General features: G+C 43.4%; 10 protein-coding genes and 1 pseudogene. 5 read left to right on the top strand and 6 right to left on the bottom strand.

Going from position 1 to position 11,935, the window contains the following annotated elements; translation table 11 throughout:
• Positions 1-174: 174 nt before the first annotated feature.
• On the bottom strand, positions 175-732 hold the full coding sequence (locus tag OCV24_RS04980) for a DUF1439 domain-containing protein (RefSeq protein ID WP_017056988.1): 558 nt from the start codon (positions 730-732) through the stop codon (positions 175-177).
• Between the two features lie 288 nt (positions 733-1,020).
• Here OCV24_RS04980 and OCV24_RS04975 point away from each other — a divergent pair, with 288 nt between their 5' ends.
• Positions 1,021-2,364: a sigma-54 interaction domain-containing protein gene (locus tag OCV24_RS04975; protein ID WP_150878166.1), complete on the top strand. Its 1,344-nt coding sequence runs from the start codon at positions 1,021-1,023 to the stop codon at positions 2,362-2,364.
• A gap of 130 nt (positions 2,365-2,494) precedes the next feature.
• Here OCV24_RS04975 and OCV24_RS04970 read toward each other — a convergent pair whose 3' ends face one another.
• Positions 2,495-4,285 (bottom strand): hypothetical protein, encoded by a 1,791-nt coding sequence (locus OCV24_RS04970; protein ID WP_137007205.1) that lies wholly within the window; start codon positions 4,283-4,285, stop codon positions 2,495-2,497.
• Positions 4,286-4,672: 387 nt separating this feature from the next.
• On the opposite strand from OCV24_RS04970, the gene OCV24_RS04965 reads away from it, so the two are divergent.
• The 4 genes and pseudogenes from OCV24_RS04965 to OCV24_RS04950 form a co-directional block, all read left to right on the top strand.
• Positions 4,673-5,059: a thiol-disulfide oxidoreductase DCC family protein gene (locus tag OCV24_RS04965; protein WP_150878163.1), complete on the top strand. Its 387-nt coding sequence runs from the start codon at positions 4,673-4,675 to the stop codon at positions 5,057-5,059.
• 385 nt (positions 5,060-5,444) lie between these two features.
• Entirely contained in the window at positions 5,445-6,764 is a 1,320-nt protein-coding gene (locus tag OCV24_RS04960; RefSeq protein ID WP_150878160.1) for an ABC1 kinase family protein, read from the top strand.
• Between the two features lie 105 nt (positions 6,765-6,869).
• Entirely contained in the window at positions 6,870-7,415 is a 546-nt protein-coding gene (locus OCV24_RS04955) for a glutathione peroxidase (protein WP_150878158.1), read from the top strand.
• A 24-nt stretch (positions 7,416-7,439) separates the two neighbouring features.
• Positions 7,440-7,529, top strand: a pseudogene (locus OCV24_RS04950) (DUF3429 domain-containing protein); the annotation flags it as partial.
• A gap of 17 nt (positions 7,530-7,546) precedes the next feature.
• Here OCV24_RS04950 and OCV24_RS04945 read toward each other — a convergent pair.
• The 4 genes from OCV24_RS04945 to OCV24_RS04930 form a co-directional block, all read right to left on the bottom strand.
• Positions 7,547-7,981 (bottom strand): GNAT family N-acetyltransferase, encoded by a 435-nt coding sequence (locus OCV24_RS04945; protein WP_136996505.1) that lies wholly within the window; start codon positions 7,979-7,981, stop codon positions 7,547-7,549.
• Positions 7,982-8,325: 344 nt separating this feature from the next.
• Positions 8,326-9,762 carry a lipopolysaccharide biosynthesis protein gene (locus tag OCV24_RS04940; protein WP_150878155.1) on the bottom strand — a complete coding sequence of 479 codons (1,437 nt, stop codon included), beginning with the start codon at positions 9,760-9,762 and terminating at the stop codon, positions 8,326-8,328.
• Positions 9,763-9,778: 16 nt separating this feature from the next.
• Positions 9,779-10,705, bottom strand: a complete 927-nt coding sequence (locus OCV24_RS04935) for a glycosyltransferase family 2 protein (protein WP_046223752.1) — start codon at positions 10,703-10,705, stop codon at positions 9,779-9,781.
• A gap of 410 nt (positions 10,706-11,115) precedes the next feature.
• Complete coding sequence (locus OCV24_RS04930) at positions 11,116-11,907, bottom strand: ribonuclease H family protein (RefSeq protein WP_146443654.1); 792 nt, start codon at positions 11,905-11,907, stop codon at positions 11,116-11,118.
• Positions 11,908-11,935: the final 28 nt, after the last annotated feature.

The raw sequence follows: 11,935 nt of genomic DNA, 5'->3' as shown, positions 1-11,935 counted from the left end.
GCGATGACTTGCTCATAAGAGTAAAGTAAAGGTGAGATACGCGGCGAATTCAATAAATGAGCCAGAGAAAACTAGCTGAATAGACAGCCTAAAAACAGAAGCCTTGTTTGTTCAACACAAACAAAAATGGCCACCAAATCGGCAGCCATTGTATTTTAAATTAAACGTGAAAGGTTAATCGAATAACTCAATGACCAGCTTGTTGTCTTTAATCACAAGATTAGGTTCCGATGACTTGATCAGTGACTCTTGAACCTTATTACTGTCCAGTTTGTAAACTGGTGACTGGGACAAAGCAAAACCAATCATAGAAACGGCAGGCTTAAGTAGTTTAGCGATCTCAGGAGAAAGCTGCTTGTCTTTTTCTTCAAAGCGCTCTAAACGCAGTGATTTCAAATAAATCTCTCCACTTTCTTTATCGTATTCAGGAGTCGCACTGAATTCGATATCAAGATCCAACCCCATATTCGGCATATTAAACACTTGAATCTTTGCATTGGTATTCGCCAGAACAGAAACACGCTGACTCTCTGCTCGCCCGATTTTAACTTCTAGATCATCAACGGCTACTTGTGCATACATGACGCTTTCAACACCAACTTCTTGCTCTAACATCACCGAATTTTGCAGGTAGTTAGTCATGTCTTGTTCAGTCACGCTGTAGCTAACACAACCGCCTAGCATCAGCGCAGAAGCTGCCAAAATGAACTTTTTTGCTACGTTAATTATCATCAATATCAGCTCTTTATCGTTAGTGATTAGCGCGGAGTTTACTGTGTGATCATCAATAAACAAGACAGTAAAAACACGATATTTGTCAATACCTTTAATTAATAAGCATAAATATCAGTAAGTAAAGCGCCAGATTGGCTTTCTCGCTTGAAGTACTGCCACTTACTTGCTCAACGTTCTTAGGTTTATGTACTCGAATTATTCGAATTTTGCTCCTAAGCTTATGGGATATTTAGGGGGCTTACTGAAGGTTTCATCATGGATATCGAAACATGAAGAGTGAGCACAATGCCATCAAAAAGAGTATCACCTGAGCCAATAACTCGTTCTGTGATTTTGTTATGCAACACCGCATGCCTGCACCATAGTCAGTGGGTAGGTGAGCTGCGTCTCCATAACTGGGAAGCTCAAGTTGCAGAAACGACCGAACAGGCCATTCACTTACTCGATACACGCAGCCACAGCTACGCACCAATTGTGGTTTCTTGTCTAACATCATCCTCAATCGACAAACAATGTGAACAAATATCAGTGCTGAAGGCTCACTCTCCAAATTTAAAAGCAATCGCTATCTGCAACCAACCACCAAGCCGCAACTTATCGCTCATCAAGCAAACCTTTTGGGATTATTACCACCTCCCTATTGATACAGAATGGCTTTGTCGAAATTTAGGGCATGCGTATGGCATGGTCGACACCAAGCAAACTAAACCTAAGCCTGCCTCGTGCCATGAATGTCAATTGGTGGGACAATCCAGCACCACCCAACAACTTAGAAAGAAGATAGCCAAGCTCGCTAACAACGATTTCCCAGTACTGATTCAAGGGGAGACCGGAACCGGAAAAAGCCTATGTGCGCGTTTAATACATGAGGCCTCAGCCCGTAGCCAGAAACCTTTCATCGCTGTAAATTGTGGCGCAATTCCACAATCACTGATTCACTCGGAGCTATTTGGCTTTGAAAAAGGCTCGTTCACGGGAGCAAACAAACGCTACGTCGGGCATGTGGAAAGAGCGAACGGTGGCACGCTATTTTTGGATGAGATCGGCGATCTTGAGCTATCACTGCAAACCTACTTGCTCCACTTTCTAGAAAATAACTCGATAGAGCGATTAGGCAGTAACAACCAATTGCCCGTAGATTGCCGTGTAATTTTCGCCACCAACGTCAATATCGAACAAGCCGTTGCTGCGGGTAAATTTCGAAAGGATCTCTTTCATCGCATCAATGTACTTCCATTAGACCTAGTACCACTCAATGAGCACAAAGAAGACATTGAAGATTTGGTTCGCTTTGAACTGAAGCACAATTACGCATCCAAAACCAAACTGCCTAGTGACACTCTTGAGCAAATGAAACAGTACCATTGGCCGGGCAATATCAGAGAATTATTCAACTGCATAAAAAGAGCGATTGTTCTTTCTAATTCAAGCGTCCTCTCTACTCGTCATATGGGGATTCAATTGAAAGACACGTCGTCCGACACTGATAGTGACACTCGACTTTCTTCAAAAAATGTTCGTCGAGTGATTCAGCAACACCACTACAATATTTCCCAATCCGCTAAAGCATTGTCTATTTCCCGAACAACCTTATACAAGCTGATCAAAAAACATCAGATAGTAATTTAAGTCGCCTAGCTAACTAATAAACTAACTAACTAACTAACTAACTAACTAACTAACTAACTAACTAACTAATAAAGCAGCCTAACGAATTAGGCTGCTTTAGAATTTAATTGAGTACAATTAATGAAAGTACTTATTGCTCAGGTACAGTAATTGGACAAACATCACAGGTTGCAATGTTCGATGTTTCCATAAATGCTTCTTGCAAGAACAGCGAATCAAACGTTGCTGTCACTTGATTAGATAGCATTCCGTCTACTCCAGTTGGTAACACATTTGGCGCATAAGTTTTGCTTACTTGGGTACACACTTGACCAATCGCATCACCAAAGTTCGGTATCCACTCTCCTTCACCCGTTTTACAAGCAAACAACTCGGGGTCAGCACTCAATGCACTACACATATTACCAGCACCACATGTGGTCACATCCTCAAGATTATCGCAAGGTAAAGCAAAGTCGAGGTAGTAACTGCTGTTGACTACTTCGGTAGGTAAATCAGAACGGCTCAAAGAACCATCCTTAGAATCCATCAGCGATTCAATGGCTAATGGGATATCACCGGTATTACATATTTCAACATCATAGGTTTTCTTAAGCACAACTTGACCGCCATCAACCTCTAAGAAGCTATTACACACCTTAGAAATATCAACCATCGGGCTCAAGTCTATTGGTGGACAATTGTAGGCCACTGGCGCTTGAGCATTCACGATAAGTCCATCAAGATCCACCGAACCATCTATTACGCCGACAGCACCATTATTTACAGACAAGTAATTCCCCATGAATGAGAATGACTCACCTACACTCCACACTTCATCACCGTTACCCACCACTGGAAGCGCACCTAAGATTGGTGACTCAGATAAAAAGGCCACTTCGTAGTCACCATTGGTGCCTAACGAACCAGGGCCAGTATTGGTTACCGTCACGGTGTAATCGATGTTAAACATGCCATCAACCGTAAAGCTAGTTGTATTACAAGTCGCCGCTATGCTGATGCTACATAAACTGAATGAACCGACAACGAAGTCAGCTAAAGATGCATCAATCGAACGGGAAGCTCGTGACTCCACTAAGAAGCTACTGAAACAAGGAATGTCGCTGATACCAAACTCATCATTCAACAGAGCTGACAAGTTTAATCGACCTTCCACGAAGCTCTCGGTTGGAATCGTTGTTGTTTCACCCGTTTTAGCTAGATAGTCCCAACCTTGTACATTGGGTAGCGGTATTGCCCCGATAGAGTCATCATTGGAAATCGCACATATCTTATCGACACCAACAGCGCCACTGCCACATCTAGCTCCCACAAAATCATTCGATTTAGGGTCACCGTCTGTTTGGAAAATTCTCGTCATGTTGTCGGTGACATCGCCATTATTCAAATCCCACTGCAACACTTCTATATACGGATTACCACCACTCGCTTGTGGAAATGAAATCAGCACAAGGATGTCTCCATTGACATGCTGCCCAACAAAGTCACCCTTAGTTTTCCCATCCGGCAATCCTACTTGGTCTTGTAGGAACCAGAAGCCAATGTACATATCACCATTGTTTGCATATCGGTCTGCACCAAAGTAAATCAGCAAATCGCCTTCGCTTTCAAAGGCAGCGGCATACGCATTGGTAAAGTCATCTTTTGGTTGTGGTGACGCCGTACGGAAAGCCCAATCCGTTATGTCGGAATCATCTTTTGACCCACCCTTCCAAAATATTTGGTCGATACCATTACGGTCTTTTTCGAAGAACTCTGCAATCCCAACCATGCTGTTGGGATCATTGACATCGTCCCAATCAATACCAATATTATCACTGGTCGCGTTACCATCGAGTTCCATCACATCAACAGTAGCCCATACCAACTGGGGGCTACTAAACAACAAAAGCACACTAAGTAAATAATTTATAACCTTCATGTTCTCTCTCCATTTATCCATACTTATGCTTTTAGGGTTTTCTGCCTTGCCCACATTGGAGAAAATCCTTTAGCAATTCGTAGTTCGATAGAGCATATTCCAAGCCAAGTTCAACTAATTGATTTGGTTGATGTTTATATATTGAAGACACACCTTTATTGGACGCTTTGTTATCATTTGTCCATAAACCAGAGATTTGACCAAACAATCAAGGACTTGAAAGGATGAACAAAGTGTCTACGTCAGACATTCTTAGAACTTTGGATACAAGGTGAGTGATCTTTAAAAGGTGCAATCACGTAGCCATTGCTAGATTATTGAATAACAAGCGATTGAATTGACGGGTGTAACTGAAGGTTCACTCGTGAAATGATAGGCGAACAGACGATGACACAACTTACGATATTCTACGATGGGACATGTCCATTGTGCGCAAAAGAGATGGCGGCACTTGCCAAGCATGATACCGAGAATAAGATTCAAACTATCGATATCTACAGCGAAGCCTTTTCAGACTACTCTCAGATTGATGCGGACGCAGCCAATACCGTTTTACATGCTTTAGACGAGAACGGAAAACTGCTGCTAGGTTTAGACGTGACCTACCAAGCGTGGCGCTTAGTAGGAAAAGGTTGGCTATACGCCCCTTTACGTTGGGCGATATTCAAGCCAGTGGCAGATTGGTGTTATTTACGATTTGCCAAGAACCGATATAAAGTCTCGTTCTGGTTAACCGGAAAGTCGCGCTGCGGTGGTAACAGCTGCACAAAATAGTGCTTGGTTAAGACATACCACTTGCGACTTTGTAATACACCACACCAAACAGCGCAGCAAAAACTACAACGGTAACCGCGACTTTTAACCAAATAAACTTCATGTTTTTTCCTTTAAATTCTGTTTACTGTTTCGCGAGACAAGTTACCACAACAAAACATTCGGTTGGGTAATGATTTATAGAACTTTGTAGTCATACCAATCACAGTAAGTAAGTGGTCAAAAATAGCGCAGAAAAAAAGCTGGAGAACAAGGCGGATTTTTTCGATAAGTAGTTATTCTACAATCAAAAAATCTAACGACGTTATCGAGATTTTTAACAAGCTAGGGTGAACAGTTATTTACTACGATTGGTATCAATCTTGATAACTAAGTGAGAACCTTTATGTCGGCAAAAGAAAGAAATCTACCTACCCATCGCATTTCAAGATTCAGTAAGTTTGCCTCGCTGGCAACAAGGGTCGCGGGTAATGTGCTAACGGAAGGCACCAAGCAAATAGCACAAGGCAACAGGCCCAAAGCAAAAGACTTACTGCTAACGCCACAAAACATTGCTCGTCTAACCGATCAACTCGCACACCTGCGCGGTGCAGCAATGAAACTGGGGCAGATGCTATCAATGGATGCAGGCGATGTCTTAGAACCTGAATTAGCCGACATTCTTTCTCGCCTGCGCTCAGACGCAGATCCTCTGCCAACAAAGCAGCTCAACCAAGTGTTAGAAAGCTCACTCGGCATCAACTGGAAAGCCGAATTCCTTTCCTTCAACTTTAAACCTATTGCCAGCGCATCTATAGGCCAGGTTCACCAAGCCTATAGCGATGCGGGAGACAAACTCGACGTCAAAGTCCAATACCCTGGCATTCGGAAAAGCATCGACAGTGATGTGGACAACGTTGGTACATTGCTCAATATTGTGGGGTTGATACCAAAGTCAGTCGATTACAAAGGCTTGTTAGAAGAGGCAAAAAAACAACTACATGATGAAGCCGACTATGCTCGCGAGGCTGACTATGCGACTCGTTATCACAATGCATTAAAAGAGCACTCTCACTTCGTTGTGCCTAAGATTCATCCGCAAATCTCTTCAGAATCAGTGCTCGCCATGGACTTCATTGAGGGCATCTCGATAGAGCAAATAGAAGGTTACGACCAAAGCACCCGTGATTTTGTGATGCACAGCTTGCTCGAGCTTCTGTTCAGAGAGTTATTCGACTTCAAGATGGTGCAAACCGATCCCAATTTCGCCAACTATCTCTACGTTGAAAACACCCGACAGATTGGGCTTTTAGATTTTGGAGCAACACGTGAATATAGCGACCGCTTCAGTGATGGCTATCGTTTGGCTTTTACCTCTGTGATTAATCAAGACGAATCAGGGCTCAATCAAGCACTCGAACAGATTGGATTTTTTAGCGAGACGATTCTTCCCGATCAACGCCAAGCGATTCTAAACCTCGTAAAAATGGCCTGTGAGCCGATGTTGGTTGACGAGGAGTACGATTTCAAAGCCAGTGGTTTAGCCCAAAGGCTTCGTGAAGCAGGAACCATTCTCAGCATGGAGCAAGAGTATTGGCATACCCCACCCGCCGATGCCCTATTCCTCCACCGAAAGATTGGAGGCATGTACCTGCTGGCATCTCGCCTTGGAGCCAAGGTCAATATCAAGCGCTTGGTGGCGCCCTATTTACTAAGCGACAATTGATACTTAAGCGACAGTTGATACTGAAGCGATTCTGGTTTTTAAAGTGATCATTTTAAGTCGTTGAACAGTAATAACAGTTACGCCAACTAAAATTGAGTCAGACTTATGAAACATTCACTGCTGTGCTCCACCGCCCTAATCGCGAGCCTAACAAGTTCATTCGCTTTTTCAGCAAGCTGCCCTGAGATACTCAAAGGCAAACAACGCTTGTTGAACTCAACCGAGGAAATTGCCCTGTGTGATAAGTTTCAAGGCAAGACTCTTTTGGTGGTTAATACCGCGAGCCAATGCGGATTCACACCACAGTTTGAACAACTCGAGCAGCTCCATCAAACCTATAAAGACCAAGGCTTCACGGTTATCGGCTTTCCAAGTAATGATTTTCGCCAAGACAGAGGAAGTGAGGAGCAATCCGCTAAAATCTGCTACCTAGATTATGGCGTCACCTTTCCGATGATGGCGCGCGCTTCACTCTCTGGGCCTGACGCAAATCCAATCTTTGCCGAAATCCAACAACAAGCCGGTATCAAACCAAAATGGAATTTCTACAAGTTCTTGGTCAGCAAAGAAGGCAAAGTGATAGCAACCTTCCCGAGTTCTACATCGCCAACCAGTAGTACCCTCAAAAATGCAATAGAGCAGCAGTTATGAAGGCCGACTACATGGCGACAATTCAAAGGCCAAGGGCCCGATAGCTGCGTTGACATGGGATCGCGGCTCTTCTCTAGCGTCGTGTTAATGCACGGTATCGTGATGTTGACCTAGATCTGTGAGCCTTTAATCTAGATGATGAGCTGCATCACCAACCTTGGCTCATCATCACCAAAGTAGTTTTCTTCTTGTTTAATAGTAGAGAATCCCATCGATGCATAGAGTGCACAGGCCGATTCGTTATTAGGATCCACGGTGAGCATTACCTTAGAGCCTTGGTCCGCTCCAGCTATCGCCTGCTCCATCAATGAACGACCTACTCCCATTCCTCGATAGTGACTCTCAACGGCCAATGACAGAATCCAGTACTCTTGTGATTTGTTCGTTGGTGTCATTAATACATAACCTGCAACCTGTAACTCTTGTTTCGCTACCAACAAGCCCTTTCCCCAGCAATCAAATGCCTGACGAAAGAAAACCAATGGATAAGCATGCTCGCCAAACAAAGCATGTTCAAGCTGGTAAATATCAGCCAATTCTTGTTTTTCCGCACAAGTAATATTCATAGATAGACCTTAATAGATTTAACTACAACCCCCCCTTCACCTGGTGAAGCCAACCAAGTTAGTAGCTTTACTCTTAATCAATGGTTGTACTTTGAAGCCTCAGGGTTGTTACGCGCGACTAATATATTCGTGACTTATATTAGGATCCAGCTTTTCACGACTATTAATTGCTTTACTGGAACTTCACGAAAATGAGAAAGGATTAACATTCACTTATTCATACCTCTTTCCATAGCTAACCTATAAATACGTTCTAATCCAAAAGGTTATACACGGTGTTTTATTGTGGCTGTTTAGACTTTTACTCGCTTAACGAAACACTGAATAGCCCGAGTGACATGCTTTTAGCTGACATGCGAACACTTGCCGAGCGTCAATTTATCAAGCAAAGTTTGAGGAATAACGATGACCGAGTATTTGATAAAGGCCACCAGCGTGATTAGACCAACAACAGTTCCAAGAATAAAATCATGGACATCAACCAACACCAATCCCAGAAGTTGATCGCTCACTATCGCCACTAATGCAATACTGACTGCGACGACACACTTGCTATGTTCATAAGGTAATGGTTCCATCGTTTGACTGACAAAATACAAAAGCATGAGTCGCACGGAATAAGTTGCACAAAGAACGGCGACAACCCCCCACACTCCATGAATGGGCGTCACTGTAAAATAGCCAATGGCCGCCAAGATCGCACATCCACCTTGAATCCACATCTGAGATTGACTTGAGTCACCGCTAAAACAACCTAGATTCAAGTAGTCACCTGCATTTTTGATAACGCTAATGGTAAGCAGCGCGACAACAATGGTCCCCGCATAGTGGTAACTGCTTGGTAAAATTAGAGATATAAAACCCGGCACGGTTAGAATCATCAAACACCCCAACACAATGGCCAGATTCACGCCGACCAGCGCTCTGTCCGCACACTCTTTCTTGCCGTCAGGTTGTTGCAGCATGGCCACCCGATTTGGAAACCACCACAGGGCGTAAGGCTGCAGTAGCAAACCAAGAAGCAACGCAAACTTGCCACTGACCGCATAGATTGCTAACTCTTCAACGCCAACAAAGCTCGCCATGACCCAGCGGTCTAGCCCTGTGATCATATACATCGAAGCACCACCAACTAACGTAGGCAATCCAAATTTTAGAATCTTAGATGAGTACTTGAGGCTGCCAAATGTGCCCATTTCTTGCCATTGATAACGTACTAAGCAAACCATCAACAACACGCTAGATACGGCAGCAGAGATCAACACACCATCAATCCCATACCCGGACTCAAGCAATGCAAAAGTCATGGTGGCTTGCACACTTGCCTTTAATACATTGAGCATGCAAAAACGTTTGGCCATCGCGTTCATTCGCATTAAAGTCAGCGGGATAGAAATCGCACCATCGAGCATGGTAGGGATAAGCAGGAGTAGGATTTGGTACGGCTGGAACTCGACGGGAAGCATCAGTAACAACAGCGGCATGCTCAAAGCAATTAAGCTCCCACCAAGCACACACACAAAGACACTCAACGTGAAACAGTTTGAGACCAATTTCCTCTTTTCTTCGCCCTCTGCGACACCAACATATCGATACATGGCCTCAACAATGCCAAAACTAAATAAGATCGTCCCGATGTCAGCCAGTAAGACAATAGCTTCTAAAGAACCGTATTCAGCCAACGTCATCTTATGGGTGATATAGGGGATCATCATGAGCGATATCCCTTTCATCATCACAATGCCAATGGCGTAATAGGTAGACTGTCTTAGTGACCCCATAGCAGACACCTATTCCTTACCATGCAGGCATTAGGAAACTCTTACAGTCTCCTAGAAGATGTCGTAACGTTCGTTTTTGCGGAGCCAAAACTATCGAACGAATACTGTATGAGATGGCCAATCGGTTTTGTTGTAATCCTCGATAATAGTCAGCGTAACCTTCCAGTATTCTCGCCTTTGCGATTTTAAAGCTGGAAGTGGGTAGATTCCAACGCTCACTATCATTTTGGTAATGCTGAAGAATAGATTCTATAGACTGCAGGTTTCTCAGCTTAAGACTTTCAGTTTGAGTGACGGAACTCGCTCTCATCAAGTAGCCAACCTGCACTGAATTCAACACACCAACCTGATGATTTTCACTCATTCGAAGCCACAGATCCCAATCTTCCCCATACTTAATGTCAGCATTGAAACTGTCTGTTTGAGAAAACACATCCGCTTTTACCATGACCGTTGATGTTCCAATCACGTTGTTTTCAATGATGAACTCCAACGGGTTCTCGATATTGATGAACAGCTCGTCTTGGTCTTGAAACTGCGACCAATAACTAAAGCAGTCGACTATCACTTGGTAATCTTCAGTCAGGTGTTCGTAGTTAGTAAAGCTCATCGCAAGATCTGGGTAACGATGATGTAATTCGAGTTGGCGTTCGAGTTTTTCAGGAAACCAGAAGTCATCCGCATCTAAAAAAGCGATGTATTTACCGGTCGCCTTTTCAATCCCTAGGTTTCTCGCTTGAGGCGCGCCAACACCCAAAGTGGATAAGGTAATAATGCGTTCATTATGGATTGACGCGAGATAAGTAGACGTTTCATCGTTGCTGTTGTCGTCAATAATGATCAACTCCACGTCTTGATGTGTCTGCTTCAGTACGCTGCCAATTGCCTTCGGCAGGTAATCCAAACAATTATAGGTAGGAATAACAACACTTACTTTAGCCATGATAGCGCTCTCATATTTACACGTTATACTACTAACTCTGCATGTTCTGTGCCGTACAACTCCAGTAAATAAATCACAATAATATCAGCCACCTAAATACCGATTCGCAAAATGACGAAGAAGGAAAATCAGTAAATAAACTCACAATGTCAAATTGATTACCATTTTGAAAAGATGACGAGTATCCGGGTGATAGACCTCAGAAACAGAAATGGAGATGAAGGCAAGAACAAGAATCGAGCAGAGCTTCAACTCATTTAAGCAAGCACAACCGCTATCTCACTGAATAGAGAGCCCAGCTTATTAGATTGGTAAATAGTCTTAATAAATAGATAGGGACAAAAAAACCAAGCGTTACATTGAAGAAAACTGTAACGCTTGGTTAGTTATGTTTTAGTTATCGATCCTTCTTAACCAGCTCGCAGAGCTAAGATTTCGGTTAGATCGTCAGTCTCTGAATATCTACTCAAGTTTTTCTCTTTAGAAGAAATCGCCACAATAGACATGCGGTCGGCAAGTTCATTGCCTTCAATACCAACGTGACCGTTAACATGATAAATAGTAATTTGAGATGCTAACTCTTGGTAAAGTGCATACGCAGGCTTGATGATATCAAGGTTTTTGATCTCACCGCCCGACTTCATCCAACCCTTTTTCTCCCAACCTGATGCCCACTTAGTAATGCAGTCTATCGAGTATTTCGAGTCGCAATAAATCGCAATCGACAAACCCACTTGCAGCTTTTCTTTTGCAAGGATGAGTGCTTGCTTCAAACCTTGAAGCTCTGCGGTATTATTAGTACCCATCGGTTGATACAAGCCATACCACAACTCGGTTAGCTCATTCTTCAAGTAGACCGCTAAGCCTGTACCCGCTTCACCAGGGTTTGGCTCACAAGCCCCATCGGTAAAGATCTTGATATCAAAAGGCATATCCGTAATTTGCTGCTGAGAAAGAGGCGGGACTTTCGCTTTCTTAGGCTTACCCGCAGCACTTGGCTTGGTCGATGAAGATCCAGATGTTGAAGTAGAACTAGACGCAGAAGATGCTTTACCGCCGAGAGCAGACTCTGCTTCGCCTAATGTTGGAAACGATTTATATCTCGCGCCTGCAAAACCATCGACCTGAGTTTTACACTCGTTCCAAGTGGTAAAAATACCCGGTGTGCGACCTTTCCAAACCACATAATATTTCTTAGCCAAATTAACTCCTTACCAAAACCTAAATACA

The organism is Vibrio kanaloae (genome assembly GCF_024347535.1).
In the GTDB taxonomy this organism is placed as follows: Bacteria; Pseudomonadota; Gammaproteobacteria; order Enterobacterales; family Vibrionaceae; genus Vibrio; species Vibrio kanaloae.
Note: the sequence above shows the minus strand (reverse complement) of the source record. Positions and strands in the feature narration are given on the sequence as shown.

Coding starts and splice junctions, on each gene's coding strand:
- OCV24_RS04980 (WP_017056988.1), bottom strand. CDS start 732: ATGATAATTAACGTAGCAAAAAAGTTCATTTTGGCAGCTTCTGCGCTG.
- OCV24_RS04975 (WP_150878166.1), top strand. CDS start 1,021: ATGCCATCAAAAAGAGTATCACCTGAGCCAATAACTCGTTCTGTGATT.
- OCV24_RS04970 (WP_137007205.1), bottom strand. CDS start 4,285: ATGAAGGTTATAAATTATTTACTTAGTGTGCTTTTGTTGTTTAGTAGC.
- OCV24_RS04965 (WP_150878163.1), top strand. CDS start 4,673: ATGACACAACTTACGATATTCTACGATGGGACATGTCCATTGTGCGCA.
- OCV24_RS04960 (WP_150878160.1), top strand. CDS start 5,445: ATGTCGGCAAAAGAAAGAAATCTACCTACCCATCGCATTTCAAGATTC.
- OCV24_RS04955 (WP_150878158.1), top strand. CDS start 6,870: ATGAAACATTCACTGCTGTGCTCCACCGCCCTAATCGCGAGCCTAACA.
- OCV24_RS04945 (WP_136996505.1), bottom strand. CDS start 7,981: ATGAATATTACTTGTGCGGAAAAACAAGAATTGGCTGATATTTACCAG.
- OCV24_RS04940 (WP_150878155.1), bottom strand. CDS start 9,762: ATGGGGTCACTAAGACAGTCTACCTATTACGCCATTGGCATTGTGATG.
- OCV24_RS04935 (WP_046223752.1), bottom strand. CDS start 10,705: ATGGCTAAAGTAAGTGTTGTTATTCCTACCTATAATTGTTTGGATTAC.